Annotated in this window: 15 protein-coding genes; 12 read left to right on the forward strand and 3 right to left on the reverse strand. The window is 47.3% G+C overall.

What is annotated here, in order from left to right:
• Positions 1-37: 37 nt before the first annotated feature.
• From ICN27_RS03465 to ICN27_RS03485, 5 genes are all read left to right on the forward strand, one after another.
• Positions 38-1909 (forward strand): extracellular solute-binding protein, encoded by a 1872-nt coding sequence (locus tag ICN27_RS03465; protein ID WP_216268991.1) that lies wholly within the window; start codon positions 38-40, stop codon positions 1907-1909.
• Between the two features lie 11 nt (positions 1910-1920).
• Positions 1921-2985, forward strand: a complete 1065-nt coding sequence (locus ICN27_RS03470) for a microcin C ABC transporter permease YejB (RefSeq protein ID WP_215310303.1) — start codon at positions 1921-1923, stop codon at positions 2983-2985.
• Entirely contained in the window at positions 2982-4007 is a 1026-nt protein-coding gene (locus ICN27_RS03475; protein WP_216268992.1) for an ABC transporter permease, read from the forward strand. The genes ICN27_RS03470 and ICN27_RS03475 overlap by 4 nt, the downstream gene beginning before the upstream one ends.
• The gene (locus ICN27_RS03480) at positions 4004-5671 is read left to right on the forward strand and encodes an ABC transporter ATP-binding protein (protein ID WP_216268993.1); all 1668 of its coding nucleotides are present in this window, start codon (positions 4004-4006) and stop codon (positions 5669-5671) included. The genes ICN27_RS03475 and ICN27_RS03480 overlap by 4 nt, the downstream gene beginning before the upstream one ends.
• A 137-nt stretch (positions 5672-5808) precedes the next feature.
• Positions 5809-6492, forward strand: a complete 684-nt coding sequence (locus tag ICN27_RS03485) for a C40 family peptidase (protein WP_216268994.1) — start codon at positions 5809-5811, stop codon at positions 6490-6492.
• Positions 6493-6503: 11 nt separating this feature from the next.
• Here ICN27_RS03485 and ICN27_RS03490 read toward each other — a convergent pair whose 3' ends face one another.
• The 3 genes from ICN27_RS03490 to ICN27_RS03500 form a co-directional block, all read right to left on the reverse strand.
• Positions 6504-6776, reverse strand: a complete 273-nt coding sequence (locus ICN27_RS03490; RefSeq protein ID WP_215309707.1) for a BrnA antitoxin family protein — start codon at positions 6774-6776, stop codon at positions 6504-6506.
• Entirely contained in the window at positions 6754-7029 is a 276-nt protein-coding gene (locus tag ICN27_RS03495) for a BrnT family toxin (protein WP_215309709.1), read from the reverse strand. The genes ICN27_RS03490 and ICN27_RS03495 overlap by 23 nt, the downstream gene beginning before the upstream one ends.
• Before the next feature lie 71 nt (positions 7030-7100).
• Positions 7101-8015, reverse strand: coding sequence for a patatin-like phospholipase family protein (locus ICN27_RS03500; RefSeq protein ID WP_215326724.1), 915 nt, complete (start codon positions 8013-8015; stop codon positions 7101-7103).
• A gap of 200 nt (positions 8016-8215) precedes the next feature.
• On the opposite strand from ICN27_RS03500, the gene scpB reads away from it, so the two are divergent.
• From scpB to truB, 7 genes are all read left to right on the forward strand, one after another.
• A complete protein-coding gene (gene scpB, locus ICN27_RS03505) occupies positions 8216-8941 on the forward strand; it encodes an SMC-Scp complex subunit ScpB (RefSeq protein WP_216268995.1) in 726 nt (241 codons plus the stop codon).
• Positions 8942-8947: 6 nt separating this feature from the next.
• On the forward strand, positions 8948-10696 hold the full coding sequence (rluB, locus tag ICN27_RS03510) for a 23S rRNA pseudouridine(2605) synthase RluB (RefSeq protein ID WP_216268996.1): 1749 nt from the start codon (positions 8948-8950) through the stop codon (positions 10694-10696).
• A 173-nt stretch (positions 10697-10869) separates the two neighbouring features.
• Positions 10870-11361, forward strand: a complete 492-nt coding sequence (gene rimP / locus ICN27_RS03515) for a ribosome maturation factor RimP (protein WP_046329859.1) — start codon at positions 10870-10872, stop codon at positions 11359-11361.
• Positions 11358-12839: a transcription termination factor NusA gene (nusA, locus tag ICN27_RS03520; protein ID WP_046329860.1), complete on the forward strand. Its 1482-nt coding sequence runs from the start codon at positions 11358-11360 to the stop codon at positions 12837-12839. The genes rimP and nusA overlap by 4 nt, the downstream gene beginning before the upstream one ends.
• Before the next feature lie 13 nt (positions 12840-12852).
• Positions 12853-15630, forward strand: coding sequence for a translation initiation factor IF-2 (gene infB, locus ICN27_RS03525; protein ID WP_216268997.1), 2778 nt, complete (start codon positions 12853-12855; stop codon positions 15628-15630).
• Between the two features lie 14 nt (positions 15631-15644).
• Complete coding sequence (rbfA, locus tag ICN27_RS03530) at positions 15645-16013, forward strand: 30S ribosome-binding factor RbfA (protein WP_015420788.1); 369 nt, start codon at positions 15645-15647, stop codon at positions 16011-16013.
• A gap of 6 nt (positions 16014-16019) precedes the next feature.
• Positions 16020-16931, forward strand: a complete 912-nt coding sequence (gene truB / locus ICN27_RS03535; RefSeq protein ID WP_216268998.1) for a tRNA pseudouridine(55) synthase TruB — start codon at positions 16020-16022, stop codon at positions 16929-16931.
• Positions 16932-16937: the final 6 nt, after the last annotated feature.

Below are 16937 nucleotides of genomic sequence, written 5' to 3' on the forward strand. Positions count from 1 at the left end.
CTTCAAATATGATTTGCTATCTACAATTGTTGCATATATGCCCATGCTCCTCGCCATCCGCCAAATCCCCAATTTGCTACTCTTAGCCCTACTGGCTGGGGTAATGCTGAATTCGGCTCATGGTGCGCAGGGCATCGCTCAATACGGTAAACCCAAATACGCTGATGGATTTAGCCATTTTGATTACGTCAATCCCCAGGCGCCCAGGGGTGGCACCTTAACTTTGCCTAACCCCGATCGGCGAACGAGCTTTGATAAGTTCAATCCATTTACCCTGCGTGGCGTGACTGCCCCTGGTATCGCTCAGTTGATGTTTGAGTCTTTGGCGGTGGGCAGTGCCGATGAGGTCTCTAGTGCCTACGGTTTGATTGCGGAGGATATTGCAGTGACGCCCGACAAGATGTCGGTAATATTTCGGATCCGTCCTGAGGCGAAATTTTCAGATGGCAATTCTATCTTAGCTAGCGATGTAAAGCACAGCTTCGATACCTTGATGAGCTCACTCGCCAATCCACAATTTAAAACGGTGTATGCCGATGTGAAGCAGGCGGTAGTGGTCTCGGATCGCGTGATCCGTTTTGACTTTAAGAACCGTAATCCTGAATTACCGGTAATGGTGGGAACTTTACCTGTGTTCTCTCGCAACTGGGGTAAGAAACCCGATGGCAGTATTACCCCATTTGATAAATTGACTTTTGAGCACCCGATAGCAAGCGGTCCATATGTGATCGAGTCTTATAAAGCTGGTAAGACCATGATCTTTAAACGTAACCCCAAATACTGGGCTGATCAAAGTGATAAGCCACTCAATGTCCGTGTTGGTTTTTACAACTTTGATCGCGTGAACTACAAACTCTATAGCGATGATGCAGTTCGTCTAGAAGCTTTTAAGGCTGGAGAGTTTGACGCATTGGTAGAGTACCGCGCGAAGAATTGGGCTAAGAGTTATGTGGGCCCCAGATTTAATGATGGCACCTTAGAAAAGAAAGCTTTTCTCAATCACAATGGGGCAGGCATGCAAGGTTTTGCGATGAATGTACGTCGACCGATTTTTCAGGATCCACGTGTTCGCCAAGCCTTGGGTTATGCGCTCGACTTTGAGTGGTTGAATCGTCAACTCTTCTTTGAACAATACAGTCGGATCAATAGTTACTTTACGAACAGCGATCTCAGTGCCAATTTCGATGGCCCTCGTAAACCTACTGAAGCGGAATTGAAATTACTTAAGCCCCTGAAAGCGCAATACCCTAAATGGGTGCCTGATGCTGTCTTTGATGCAATGCCGGCCGCACCTTCAACTGCTTCGCCCGATAGTCTGCGTCAGAATCTGCGCAAGGCACGTGATTTATTGGCTCAAGCTGGTTGGCAGTACCGCGATGGTGCCTTGCGGAATATGCAGGGCGAGCCTTTTCGTTTTGAGATGGTCGAAGACGGCCCATTCTTTTTGAGAGTTTTGTCATCCTATATTCGTAATTTAGAGAAGCTGGGTATTGCGGTGGATATTCGTACCAGTGACTTTGCTTTGCATCAGAAACGGATGGATGAATACGATTTCGATATGACCACTATTCGTTTCCCTGATTCACAAAGCCCCGGTAATGAATTGTGGGATCGCTTTGGTAGTCAGGCCGCAAAAGAAAAAGGTTCTGACAATGTGATTGGGGTCCAATCACCCGTAGTTGATGCTTTGGTAGATGCGATTGTGAAAGCGCAAACGCGTGAAGAGTTGCGTGCGGCTACCAGAGCTTTAGACCGCGTACTTTGGAATAGTTATTACGTCATTCCTCAGTGGTACAACCCAACACATCGAATTGCGTATCGTAAAGAGATGCGTTATCCAGAACCGCCTTTGTATTACACCGCTGAATCTTGGATTTTGCTTAATTGGTGGAAAGCGGGGGCGCGCTAATGCAAGGACAAATGTGGTCTTATATTTTCAAGCGCGTACTCTTGATGATTCCTACTTTGTTAGGTGTCTTAACCCTGACATTTGCTGTAGTGCAATTTGTACCGGGTGGTCCAGTTGAGCAGTTGATGTTAGAGCTCAAAGGTAAGGGTGATGCTGCAGTCAGTGGTGCGGAGTCTTCTGGTGGTGGTAGCAATTATCGTGGCCGCCAAGGAGTGGATGCTGAGCGCTTGGCTGAGGTGAAGGCTTTGTATGGTTTTGATAAGCCGCCAGTAGAACGTTATTTCATGATGCTCAAGCGTTTTGCACAATTTGATTTAGGTCAGAGTTACTACCAACACCAAAGTGTTTGGCAGTTAGTGGTTTCTAAATTACCTGTGTCTATCAGCATTGGTTTATGGACCTTCTTTCTGACGTATTTAGTATCGATCCCCTTGGGTATAGCTAAGGCAGTCAGGGATGGCTCTCGCTTTGATGCGGTCACTAGTACGATGATTTTGGTGGGCTATGCCATTCCAGGTTTTGTATTGGGCGTGCTTTTACTCGTCATTTTTGGTGGCGGCAGTTTCTTGCAGATATTCCCCTTAAGAGGGCTAACTTCAGATAACTGGAGTGAGCTCAGCATGATGGGTAAGGTAATGGATTATTTATGGCATTTAGTTTTACCAATTACCGCTTCAGTCTTAGGTAGCTTTGCCGTGATCACTATGCTGACTAAAAACTCCTTCCTAGAGGAGATTCGTAAGCAGTATGTATTGACTGCGAGAGCCAAGGGTCTTACTGAAAAACAAGTGCTGTGGAAACATGTGTTCCGCAATGCGCTTCTTCCCCTGGTGACTGGATTTCCGGCGGCATTTATTGGCGCTTTCTTTACTGGCTCGCTCCTGATCGAAACTTTATTTTCTTTAGATGGACTCGGTTTGCTTTCCTATGAGTCCGTGATGCGACGTGATTACCCAGTGGTTTTCGGAACACTCTATCTCTTTACGCTGATTGGCTTGTTTACGAAGTTGATTTCGGATCTTTGCTATGTCTACATTGATCCGCGTATCCAGTTTGGTGCGGGAGGTGGCTCATGAGTCGCTGGCACCGATTTAAAAATAGTCGTATGGGTTATGTCAGCTTGTGGATCTTCATGATCCTATTTGGTCTTTCTATGGGCGCGGAGCTGATTGCGAATGACAAACCTTTGGTCGTTCGCTATGAAGGAAAATTCTATTTCCCAATTGTGAAGTCACAACCTGAGCGAGTGTTTGGTGGTGACTTTGCGACGCCCACCGATTTTCTAGATCCGGATATTCGTCACAACATTACCAGCAATGGTAATTGGGCAATTTATCCGCCTATTCCCTATAGCTATGAAACGCTCAATTACTTTTCAAAGGTTCCAAATCCTGCACCACCATCGTTTGATAACTGGTTAGGTACTGATGATCGAGGGCGTGATGTCTTGTCACGCTTAATTTATGGCTTTCGTCTATCAATTTTGTTTGGTTTGGCGCTCACCATTGTTGGCGTCAGCGTGGGCATCATCACAGGCTCTTTAATGGGATTTTTTGGCGGTAAGTTCGATCTGGTTTCTCAGCGATTGATTGAGGTTTGGTCAGCGATGCCAGAGTTATATCTACTCATTATTTTTGCCTCCATCTTTAACCCGAGTATTTGGCTCTTGATTATTCTGCTAGCAGCATTTGGTTGGATGGGTTTATCTGACTATGTGCGTGCAGAGTTCTTCCGTAATCGCGCGCTAGAGTATGTTCGTGCAGCCCGAGCATTGGGATTAACCAATCTACAAATTATGCGCCGTCATATTTTGCCGAATAGTCTGACGCCTGTCATTACCTTTCTTCCCTTCAGAATGAGTGCGGCGATTTTGTCGCTCACCAGTTTAGATTTCTTAGGTTTAGGTGTGCCACCAGGAACGCCGAGTCTTGGTGAATTACTCTCCCAAGGAAAAAGTAATTTAGATGCATGGTGGATTTCACTATCGACCTTTGTTGTTTTAGTAGCCACCTTACTCTTACTCACTTTTATGGGTGAGGCCTTACGTGATGCTTTTGATTCTCGTAAGTCAGGCGCGATGAGTGGAGGCCGTTCATGAGTTCCGTGAAAAGTGCAGCTCCACTCCTGCGCTATGAAGATTTCTCAATTTCTTTTGGTTCAGGTCGGCGTGAAAAATTTGCTGTGAGCCATCTTGATTTAGAGATTGGGGTAGGTGAGCGCATTGCCCTAGTTGGAGAGTCCGGTTCAGGTAAGACGCTGACTGCTTTAGCGCCACTGCGCCTTGAGCCAGAGGGTGCAAAAACATCTGGTCGAATTTTGTGGAGTGGCCAGAGTGCAGATGCTAGTAATCCTTCTGTGAATTTGCTAGACCTACCAATACAAGCTATTCGTGAAATTCGTGGTCGTGAGATTGCCATGGTCTTCCAGGAGCCGATGACTGCGCTCAATCCTTTGTTTACTATCGGCAATCAGATTGTTGAGGCAGTGCAGATTTATGAGCCATTGATCTCTAAGCCTGACGCAATGTCTGCTGCAATTGAACTGCTTAAGAAGACGGGTATTCCGGAGCCAGAAAAACGCTTTCATTCTTATCCTCACCAGCTATCTGGTGGACAGCGCCAACGCGCCATGATTGCAATGGCCTTGGCTTGTAAACCCAGATTACTCATTGCAGACGAGCCTACTACCGCTTTGGACGTGAGCTTGCGTTTGCAGATTTTAGATTTACTCAAAGAGTTGCAGGAGGAGTCTAAGGATCACGGTGGCATGGCGATCTTATTAATTACCCATGACCTTAATTTAGTAAAGCATTTTGCTCAGCGTGTTGCCGTTCTCAATCAGGGCAACCTAATGGAAGTAGGGCCTACAAAGCAAGTCTTTGAGCATCCGGATAACGCGTATACAAAAGCGTTGGTCAATAGCGAACCTGTGCGCAACTTAGCACCAGTAATGCCTTTGGCACCCGTCCTATTAAAGACGGAGAGCTTATCTGTTTCTTATCCTGGCACAGAGTCCACCTCTTGGTTTAAAAAATCTCCGCGTCATCAGGTCTTGCGAAAGGTGGGCTTTGAGCTCAAGCAGGGACAGACTATCGGTGTCATTGGGGAGTCTGGTTCAGGTAAGACCACCTTAGGTATGGCAGTTTTAGGTTTGTTGGGTGATTCTGCAGCACAGATCACGGGCACAGTAGATGTATTGGGTAAAGATTGGCAAAAGCTAAAACCATTGGATCGCCGAGCTTTGCGCTCGAGTTTGCAGGTAATTTTTCAAGATCCATTTGGCTCACTTTCTCCGCGAATGAATGTGATGCAAATTGTTTCAGAGGGTTTGGATGTGCATTTTCCGAATTTTTCTGCAGCGGAGCGTGAGTCCCGCGTTCTCGATATGTTGCGAGAGGTGGGAATTGATCGTTCCGCTCTCACGCGCTATCCACATGAATTTTCTGGCGGTCAGAGGCAGCGTATTGCAATTGCTCGTGCTTTGATTCTGAAGCCACAGATCTTGGTATTGGATGAGCCAACTTCAGCATTAGATGTATCGATTCAAAAACAGGTGCTCGCATTGCTGACTGAGCTCCAGAAAAAATACAACTTAGCCTATTTGATGATTAGCCATGATTTGGCGGTCATTCGGGCAATGTCGCATGAGGTGATGGTGCTCAAAGAGGGTAGGGTGGTGGAGTTTGGTGATACTGAGACCCTCATTAAGCACCCTCGTCAGACTTACACCAAAGAGCTTTTTGCAGCCGCTGAACTGAGCTAAGACCTCAGTTAAATAGGCTCTACAAGGGGCTAAAGTGGTGCAATTACACCCCATAATGGCAAATACACTATTGAAAACAAAGAGTTATCTCAGGCTTAGCACTTGGTGAAATGGGTCTTCTTTGTTAGAATCGAGTGATGTCCCTTAAAAAAGACCTCTTGCCAATGCTGATTCAGCAGTTGCCTATCGTTGCGCTGATTGCAATCACATTGGCTGCGAATCCCGCGCGAGCTGTGGACGCTGTTGCCGATACTGCAAAAGATTCGTCCGCAGAAGTTGTTAAAGAGACTCCTAAAGAAACCATGTTTCAGGCAGGTAAGTCTTACTTCGCCCGCGTGTCAGATCGTTTGGCAGACTCAGTTACTGGCAAATCAGATGAATTAATTAATCGCGCTATGGAAGTGATTGGCGTGCGTTATCGCTGGGATGCTGAGTTGCCGCAATCAGGTTTGGACGGTAGTAGTTTTGTTGGCTATGTTTTTAAAGATAAGCTAGGTTTTTTATTGCCACGCAAATCGACTCAAATGAGCCGAGTGGGCAAACCGATTACTCGTGAAGAATTGCAACCTGGTGACTTAGTGTTCTTCAACACCATGCGCTTAACTTTCTCTCATGTCGGCATTTATGTTGGTGACAATAAATTTATTCACTCTCCATCCAAAGGTACCAGTGTGCGTGTAGACGATCTTGGTAGCCTTTACTGGGATAAGCGCTTTGATGGTGCTCGCCGCTTAGACGGTAGTGACAATTTGGGTGATGCAGAGCGTCAAGAGTTGCTCAATGAAGTCAATAAGCTCAAGCGTAAGTCCCGTAGCCTTTGATTTTTATCTAGCTAAGCGAGTGTATGCTCCCTTAGCCATTCTTTTAGCGCTAAATCAATCCTAGTTTGCCATCCCGACCCGGATGCTTTAAATGCTTCGACTACGTCGCTAGACAAGCGAATGGTAGTTGATACTTTCGTTGGTAAAACTTGAGCCCCTCTAAGTTTTCGAGAGGCTAATTTAGCTTGTAGCGACTCTGGCAGCTCTTTAAATGTTTTTGACTTTCTGAGCTCTTCAGCTGACCACTCGAAGTTTTCGCCATTAATTTTGGATTTGTTTTTCATATTCAGTGAGCTCCCGCTTGTTTGCTTTTCTAAAGCTAATGACTCGTATTCCCTTTTCGGTCTCAGTAAAAACTAGTGTATGCAATCGACATCGCAAAAAACCGATTGCTCGTATTCTGATTTCTCCATAGTCTTTTCGCTCATCCACAGAAAGTCTTGCGCCCTCAAAATCAAACTCGATAACCTCCTCAAATGAGAGATTTCGTTCTATTAGATTTCTTTTGTTTTTATGGTCATCATAGGTAATCTCCATATATCTAATTGTAGTTACAATCAGATATATGGAAATATACCATGATTATGATGTGGGGATGTGGGGATGTTTTACTGCTTCAACCTTTCCTTAATCAACCCCATTTGCTCCTGTGCTGCAACCTCACCAGCAAGGATGGCGGCATTTCTGGATTTGAAGTCGCCGCTACTCATTTGTTTGAGTAGGGGCGTGATCACAATATCGGCGCTCTTGAGCTCATATTGATTAATACTTCGCTGCATGATGGATATGGTTTGTTGCATAACGCCAAAGGTTCCGCTGGCATCTTGATGAACAGGCTCTGATGAGATGTTGACCGCAATCACCAGCGTTGCGCCCATCTGCCTGGCATAACTGACTGGTACGGGAGCAACTAAGCCGCCGTCAACATACTCTTTGCCGCTAATCACTGCTGGCTGGAATACACCTGGAACACTACAGGAGGCGCGTACCGCCAGGCCTGTATTGCCAGAGCGAAACAAAATACCTTTACCTGATTGCAGTTCAGTCGCCACAATTCCCAGGGGTATCCGCATTTGCTCGATAGACTTATTTTGCACTTCACGATTCACCATGTTTTGCAGGGCGTCCCCTTTAATGAGGCCGCCAAATCTTCCCGCAAAAGGGAGTCCCCAGTCGGCAATGGTGGCTTCATCAAGACTTAAGGCGAGCCGATTGAGATCATTTCCGGTAGCACCAGAGGCAAGTAATGCCGCAATAACGCTTCCGGCGCTACTGCCCACCACGATATCGGGTCGAATGCCTTGTGCCTCTAATGCCTTAATAACGCCCACATGGGCAAAACCTCGGGCGGCACCCGCCCCTAATGCAAGGCCAATGACAGGCTTGCGACTACTCATTAAGCTGCAACCGGCCAGACTCGAGCCCCCAAGGAGAGCCCCTAAACCTAGGCCTAAGCCCAGAAAACGACGTCTTGCATCGGTCTCAGGGGATGAAAGAGGGGGTAGGGCTGTAATTTCGTGCATGTAGCTATTGTATTGAGCCTCCCTTATAATGGTTGGACGGTGAGCGAAAAAGACTTCGTTTCAGCGCGGGTAGCTCTCCCAAGTGAATTTTGTGGATGCATTGCCCGCAGTAGCTAAAAGTGCCACCAGAACACTACCAACCCATTACTGAAATACATTTTTATAGTCTCATCAGGCCAATGCCTGATAGCCCGAATTTTATGGATGATCACAATAAACGCGTAATTGAAACTGCCCTCTTGTGCGCGCAAGAACCACTCACAGTTGCTGATATGACGCGCTTATTTGTGGAAGATATTGCCGCTGGTGAAATTGATCATGCTCTTACGGAGCTTCAAAAAGCCTGGGAAGATAAAGGCATGGAGTTAGTTCATATTGCAACTGGCTGGCGTTTTCAGAGCCGCTTAGCAATGCGTGAATATCTTGATCGTTTGACCCCAGAAAAGCCGCCAAAGTATTCTCGTGCGGTGATGGAAACCTTGGCGATTATTGCCTACCGTCAGCCGGTGACACGTGGCGAGATTGAAGAGATTCGTGGTGTTGCAGTCAGTAGCAATGTGATGAAGCAGTTAGAGGATCGGGGTTGGGTTGAGGTGATTGGTCACAAAGAGACCATCGGTCGTCCCGGTTTGTATGCCACAACTAAGCAATTTTTAGACGACCTCAGTCTGACTAATTTACAAAGCTTGCCAATGCTAGAGGATGCTGCGCCAATGGCAGCAGCTGCGCAATTAGGTCAGGCGGTCATGGAATTTGATCCTAGCGCTACTGTTGAGACGGTCATCGAGTTGGATGAAAACGGTCAACCCATCATTCAGTTAACAGATGATGAATCGGTAGACGACGAATCCATGAGCGAAGAGATAAGTGAAGCAGTAGAAGCAGTTACTCCAGAGTCTGAAGACAAATCAGACGAACCAAAATAATTATTAATGACAAGTCATAACGAAAACGATTCATCTCCGATTAAATCTACATCGGACAACTCCACTGGTTCTGAGTCTGCGCCCAATCATTCAGAGGGTGCAAAAGGCGAAGGGCATGAGGGTGGTCCACGTCGTCCACGCCGTCAGGGTGCGGGCGCTGGTAAGCCGTTTAATAAGAAACGTCCATTTAACAAGGATCGTCCTCGTCGCGAGGGCGACCCTGGTGGTGCGCGCGATGGCGTTAACCACGCAGCTGCCAAGCTGGCACCAAATCCGGCAGAAAGCGAAGCCTTGTTTGCTTCAGTAGTCTCTGGAGAATTCGATGCCGCATTAGATGCGCCTGAGGTCATTGAAGTTAAAAACCCAGATGGTGTGAATGAGAATGAGATTTCTCATCAAACTGGTGCAGAGCGTCGCGCACAACGTGTCCGTCATGACGATGATGCCGATACACCTAGCGATGATGAGATGAGTAGCTTGCAATTTGCCAACATCGATGACTTGCCACTCAGCTTGCGTGATGAAGTTTGGTCAGACTTGGATGGCTTGGACGACGAAGCTGACGACGAAGATACTGTCAAGTTGCACAAGGTATTAGCTGATGTCGGCATGGGTTCACGTCGCGATATGGAAGACTTGATTATTCAAGGACGTGTGTCCGTGAATGGCTTGCCAGCCCATATTGGCCAGCGTATCGGGCCGACCGATCAGGTGCGTATTAACGGCAAGCCTGTGCATCGCAAGATTCAGACCAAGCCGCCACGCGTGATCATGTATCACAAGCCTTCTGGTGAAATCGTCAGTCAATCTGATCCAGAAGGTCGTCCAACTGTATTTGATCGTTTGCCAAAGCCACGTCAAGGACGTTGGATTGCAGTGGGGCGTTTGGACTTTAATACTGAAGGCCTCTTGCTATTTACAACTTCAGGTGAGCTGGCAAATCGCTTGATGCATCCTCGTTACGGTGTTGAGCGCGAGTACGCTGTTCGTATTTTGGGTGATTTGAGTCAAGAAAATATGGCTCAATTAAAGAGTGGTATTACCTTAGATGATGGCCAAGCCAAATTCTTACGTCTTTCTATGGGTGGCGGGGAAGGTGCAAACCGTTGGTACCACGTTGCTTTGACTGAAGGTCGTAACCGTGAGGTACGTCGCATGTTCGAGGCAGTTGGGCATGTCGTCTCTCGCTTGATTCGTACTCGTTACGGGATTTTCTTATTGCCTCCACGTTTGAGGCGGGGTAAGTGGGAAGAGATTGAGGCTGGCGGTATTTATAACTTAATGAAGTTTGCAGGCTTAAAAATGCCTCAACCCCAAGATAAGGGTCGTGGCCCCAGTTCTGGATCTCATGGAAGAGACCGTAATCCCGCCTCCAGTGGGGATTTTCAGCCAGACCCAATGCAAACCTCGGTTTCTTATTGGGGTTCACGGGATGCTTTAACCCAGGCCAGTGGTCATGGTTCTCTCACCCATCAAGGTCGGGGTGGTAAACCTGGCGGTGGTGGTTCTGGCGAGGGGCGTGGTCCTTTCCGGGGTCGTACTCAGGGTGGACGTCCAGGTGCAGGTGGTCAAGGCGGTCAGGGCGGTCAGGGCCAGAACCGTAATAAAGGCAAAAAAGTCCATCATGGACAGTCTGCTTTTGTAACGGCAAGCCCTCAAACTCCAGGAAGTGGCCCTAAACGAGGGGCACCTAAAGGGCGCAAACCCTTCAATAAAGGCCCTAGAAAACCGCGAAATCCAAGCGAAAGCTTCTGATTTTCATGAGTTTTCCTCTAAATCGGCTATAATTTTGGACTTACAGCAGTTTGCTGCTGTTTTAAGTTGTTACCGACTGATGTTGCGATCAACGTAAGTCGGCCTGTTCTGAATTTCGAGAATATGGGCTTTGAAGCCCATTTTTTTTTGCCGTTTTGGATTGAAGGGTATTCGTGAAGGATCAGCGGATTATTTCTGCAGAGGTAGAAAACCTAGGGTACACGCTAGTTGATATCGAGCGTGAAGCCGGAGGTTTGCTTCGTGTCACGATCGAAAACCCGGATTATGAGCGTTTGATTAATGTCCAGGATTGCGAAAAGGTAAGTCATCAACTGAGCTACACATTGCCAGTAGAAAACATTCCCTTTGAGCGTCTAGAGATTTCTTCTCCTGGTCTAGATCGCCCTGTTAAATCAGCGGCTGATTACGAGCGCTTTTCCGGAATGGAAGTGGATTTGAAATTGCGAGTTGCCGCTGGCGATCGCAAGAAGTTTCGTGGTGTGTTGCAAGGATTGCTGAGTGGTGAGTTGGATTCACCCGATGCGAAATTTGGTTTGTTGTTTGAAGGCGCTGATGGCGCTGAGTCTCAATTGGAGTTTTCTTTAGCCGAGGTCGATAAGACTCGGTTGGTCCCTGTTATTGATTTCAAAGGAAGAAAGTCATGAGCCGAGAAGTTCTCATGTTGGCAGACGCCTTAGCGCGTGAAAAGAACGTAGATCAAGCGATTGTGTTTGAGGCGCTAGAAATGGCGTTGGCATCAGCTACTAAGAAACGTTATCCGACAGAAGATGTGGATATCCGTGTATCGATTGATCGCGAGTCTGGTGAATACGAAACCTTCCGTCGCTGGTTGGTTGTTCCTGATGAAGCAGGTCTCCAAGAGCCTGATAAAGAAATTCTGCATTTCGAAGCCCTCGAACAATTTCCAGATATGGAAGTTGGCGAATACATTGAAGAGCAAATCGAATCTTTAGCCTTTGGCCGTATTGGCGCACAAGCTGCCAAGCAAGTGATCTTGCAACGTATTCGTGATGCTGAGCGTGAGCAGATTCTGAACGACTACCTTGAGCGTGGCGAAAAAGTCATGACTGGTACCGTGAAGCGTGCTGACAAAAATGGTTTGATTATTGAGTCTGGTCGCGTTGAAGCCCTGCTGCGTCGCGATCAAATGATTCCTAAAGAGAACCTCCGTTCTGGTGATCGTGTTCGTGCTTACATCTTGAAAGTAGATCGTGAAGCCCGTGGCCCACAGATTGAGCTCTCACGTACTTGCCCAGATTTCTTGATCAAGTTATTCGAGAACGAAGTTCCAGAAATGGAGCAAGGTTTATTGGAGATTAAGGGCGCAGCACGTGATCCTGGTATCCGTGCAAAAATTGCTGTGATTACTTACGACAAGCGCATCGATCCAATCGGTACTTGCGTTGGCGTTCGTGGTACACGCGTTACTGCAGTTCGTAATGAAGTGGCTGGCGAGGCGGTAGATATTGTGTTGTGGTCTGAAGACCCAGCGCAGTTTGTGATTGGTGCCTTAGCACCAGCACAAGTCTCTTCCATCGTAGTTGACGAAGAGCGTCACGCTATGGATGTGGTGGTTGATGAAGAGAACTTGGCAATTGCGATTGGCCGTAGTGGACAGAACGTCCGCCTGGCTAGCGAACTGACTGGTTGGCAGATCAACATCATGACTCCAGAAGAGTCTGCTGAGAAAACTGAAAAAGAAGCTGCTTCTGTACGTCAATTGTTCATGGACAAATTGGACGTTGACCAAGAAGTTGCTGATATCTTGATCGAAGAAGGTTTCAATACATTAGAAGAGGTTGCTTACGTACCCCTTTCTGAAATGTTGGAAATTGACTCTTTTGACGAAGACACCGTAAACGAATTGCGTACTCGTGCGCGTGACTCTCTCTTGACCATGGAATTGGCTAAGGAAGAGCGCGTTGGCGAAGTCTCACAAGATTTACGTTCCCTTGAGGGAATGACCACTGAACTGGTTGCTAAGCTTGCTGACAATCAAGTTCATACCCGTGACGACTTAGCTGAACTGGCTGTTGATGAGCTAGTTGAGGCGACACAAATTGACGAAGAAACCGCGAAAACGCTCATCATGAAAGCGCGCGAACATTGGTTTACTTCATGAGAGGAAGTAGTACATGGCAACAACAGTAAAAGTACTCGCTAAAGAATTAAAACGTACCGCGCCAGACCTTCTAGAGCAATTGAAGGCTGCCGGTATTGAAAAAGGTTCTGAGGACGACAGCATTACCGAAAAGGACAAGACTGTCCTGCTTGAGCATTTGCAAAAAGAGCATGGCAGTGCAGATACGGGTAGTCGTAAAAAGATTACCCTAATCAAGCGCGAAAACTCTGAGATTCGTCAGGCAGATTCTGCTGGGCGTACTCGCACTGTTCAGGTTGAGGTTCGTAAAAAGCGCGTGCTCGTTAAAGCAGGAGATAAAGCTCCTGAAGAGGCTCCTGCTCCAGCAGCCAAGAAAGCTGTTTCTGCAGAATCCGCTAAACCCATCTTATCCGCTGAAGAGTTAGAAAAACGCGCTGCTGAAGCTACGCGTCAAGCTGAGTTATTGGCTCGTCAAGAAGCTGAAATGAAAGCAGCAGAAGATGCTCGCCAAAAAGAGGCTGATGCTGCAGCGGCTGCAAGTGCAGCTGAGCCAGCGACTGAGAAATCCGCCAAGGCAGACGGAGATGCTGCAGCAGCTAAAGCTGCTGAAAAGAAAGCGAAGGCTGACAAGGCTGCTAAAGATATTGCTGATGCTAATAAAGTGCAATTGGCGGATATCACTAAACGCCGTGCCGCTGCTGAGGCTGAAGCTTTAGCAATTCGCGACATGATGAGTACACCTGCGCGTGTTCTTAAGGCGCCAAGTGAAATTGCTGCTGAAGAAGCTAAAAAAGGTACTCTACATAAGCCTGCCAAGGTTGAGGGTGCTGAGGATAAGAAAAAAGCAGTTGCTAAAGTTGGTGGTAAGACGATTAAATCTGCAGAGACTTCATCTACTTGGCAAGAAGAAGGCGCTAAAAAACCAGGTGGTCTCAAGACTCGTGGTGATAGCTCAGGTGGTGTAGGTGGTTGGCGTTCAGGCGGCGGCAGAAGAAAGCAACGTCAAATTGCTGAAGCCAATGTCGACACCAATTTCCAAGTGCCTACTGAAGCTATTGTGCGCGATGTCAATGTCCCAGAAACCATTACCGTTGCTGAGTTAGCACACGCTATGGCTGTGAAGAGTGCAGAAGTGATTAAGCTCTTGATGGGTATGGGTCAGATGGTCACCATTAACCAGATCTTGGATCAAGATACGGCAATGATCATCGTCGAGGAAATGGGCCACACAGCGCATGCTGCTAAGTTAGATGACCCCGATTTAGATTTGGGTACAGCTGGTCACGATGCAGAGTTATTGCCGCGTCCACCCGTAGTTACGGTGATGGGTCACGTTGACCACGGTAAAACATCTTTGCTTGATAAGATTCGCGCAGCTAAGGTTGCCACTGGCGAAGCTGGTGGTATTACTCAGCACATCGGCGCTTATCACGTTGAAACTCCCCGCGGCATGATTACCTTCCTGGATACTCCGGGTCACGAAGCCTTTACGGCAATGCGTGCTCGCGGTGCCAAGGCAACGGATATCGTGATCTTGGTGGTTGCAGCGGATGATGGCGTGATGCCACAAACCAGAGAGGCGATTCACCATGCTCAAGCAGCGGGTGTTCCAATCGTTGTGGCAATTAATAAGATTGATAAACCTGAGGCCAATTTAGAGCGTGTCAAAACGGAATTGGTAGCTGAGCAAGTAGTGCCTGAGGAATACGGTGGCGATGTGCCATTTATTGGTGTTTCTGCCAAAACGGGTGATGGTATCGATGCATTGCTCGAGAACGTACTCTTACAAGCAGAGGTTTTGGAACTCAAAGCAGCTAAAGAGGCTCCGGCACAAGGCTTAGTGATTGAGGCGCGTTTGGATAAAGGGCGTGGTCCAGTTGCAACTGTTCTCGTTCAGTCTGGAACGCTCAAGCGTGGCGATATGTTGCTGGCTGGTTCAACCTACGGTCGTGTTCGCGCGATGTTGGATGAAAACGGCAAGCCTTGCAATGAAGCTGGCCCATCTATCCCTGTAGAGATCCAAGGTTTATCTGAGGTTCCTGCAGCTGGTGAATCAGTACAAGTGGTTCCTGACGAGCGTAAAGCACGTGAGATCGCATTGTTCCGTCAAGGTAAGTTCCGTGATGTGAAGCTAGCGAAACAGCAAGCCTTCAAACTCGAAACCATGATGGAAAATATGGAAGAGGGTGCAATTGAAGCGAAGTTGTTGCCGCTGATTATTAAAGCGGACGTACAAGGTTCTCAAGAAGCATTGTCCCAGTCATTGCAAAAGCTCTCTACTGCAGAGGTGAAGGTTCAAATCGTTCACGCAGCAGTCGGTGGCATTACTGAAACTGACGTGAACTTGGCAGTTGCTTCTAAGGCAGTGATCATTGGCTTTAACTCTCGCGCAGATGGTGCGGCGCGTAAGTTGGCTGAAAATAATGGTGTAGATATTCGTTATCACAACATTATTTATGACGCGGTTGATGAAGTGAAAGCAGCCTTAAGCGGTATGTTGACACCAGATAAGAAAGAAGAAATCACCGGTATGGTGGAGATTCGTCAAGTCTTCTTGGTATCTAAAGTTGGCGCGATTGCCGGTTGCTTGGTGCTCGATGGTGTGATTAAGCGTAACTCTAGTGTTCGCCTCTTGCGTGACAATGTGGTGGTCTGGAGTGGTGAGCTAGATTCTCTCAAGCGCTTTAAGGATGATGCAAAAGAAGTTCGTGCCGGTGTTGAGTGTGGCTTGTCATTAAAAGGCTACAACGACATCAAAGAGGGCGATCAACTAGAAGCATTTGAAGTGACTGAAGTTGCTAGAACACTGTAAGAGCTACCCAGTTAATGCATAAAACTAGTCCTCATCGTAACCAGCGTCTCGCCGATCAAATTCAGCGAGACCTGGCCGAGCTGATTCCTCGTGAATTGCGTAGCCCGAGCCTAGGTTTGATTACCTTACAAAGTATTGAACTTACGCCAGATTTGGCGCACGCAAAAGTCTTCTTCACTGTTTTGGGCGCTGAGCCTGAAGTAGCATTGAAGGCGCTACAGGATAAAGCGGGCTACTTACACTCTTTATTGTTTAAGCGTTTGCATATTCATACTGTGCCAACCCTGCATTTCCACTACGACAGTTCTGTTGAGCATGGCATTGAAATGTCTCGCTTAATTGATCAAGCGGTGGATAGTGATCGCAAAGACGAGAACGCGTAAATAGCTATGTCTGTACGTATCGATGGCGTTGTCTTGCTTGATAAACCTGCTGGTATGAGCTCGCAAGGAGCCGTTACTGCTGTGAAGCGTGCATTCAATGCAGAAAAAGCTGGGCACACGGGCACATTAGATCCAATGGCTACAGGCTTACTCCCCATTTGTTTGGGTGAAGCAACTAAATACTCTCAGGATTTATTGGAAGCGGATAAGACTTACATCGCTCAAGTGAAATTTGGTCAGCGCACTGATACTGGCGATGCTGAAGGCCTCATCATTGAAGAGTTGCCGCTCCCAGTATTTGCTGATGAAGTTGCCTTGAAGTTAGCGCTAGAGTCATTATTGCCCGCATTTACTGGTCTCATTAGTCAGGTTCCGCCAATGTATTCAGCACTCAAGCGCGATGGCAAGCCTTTATATGAATATGCTCGTGCTGGTGTTGAGTTGGAGCGTGCCCCACGAAATATTACGATTCACGCCATTCGCTGGACCAATATCAATTGGCCTGAAGCCACTTTAGAAGTGAGCTGTAGCAAAGGTACTTACATACGTGTCTTAGCAGAAGATATTGGCAAAGCTTTGGGTTGTGGTGCGCATTTGGTTGGCTTGCGCCGCACTGAAGTGGGTCACCTCACTTTAGAACAGTCTTTCACAATCGAATCGATTCAGAAGGGCTTGCAAGAAAGCTCAAGCTACATCTTGCCAGTCGATGCACTGTTACAAACCTTGCCACATCTAACGGTAGATGAGCAGCAAGCAAAACGTTTAGAGATGGGGCAGAGAGTCCCACTTAATTTAACCTCGATAGAAGCGCTAGTGCGTATCTACCGCGCAACCGCTGCTCCACATAACTTTATCGGCACTGGAGATTGGCGCTCTGGGGTGTTGCATCCCAAGCGTTTGATTTCTTCGGCGCATTAATATTTT

The organism is Polynucleobacter sp. Nonnen-W13 (assembly GCF_018881735.1).
GTDB lineage: Bacteria > Pseudomonadota > Gammaproteobacteria > Burkholderiales > Burkholderiaceae > Polynucleobacter.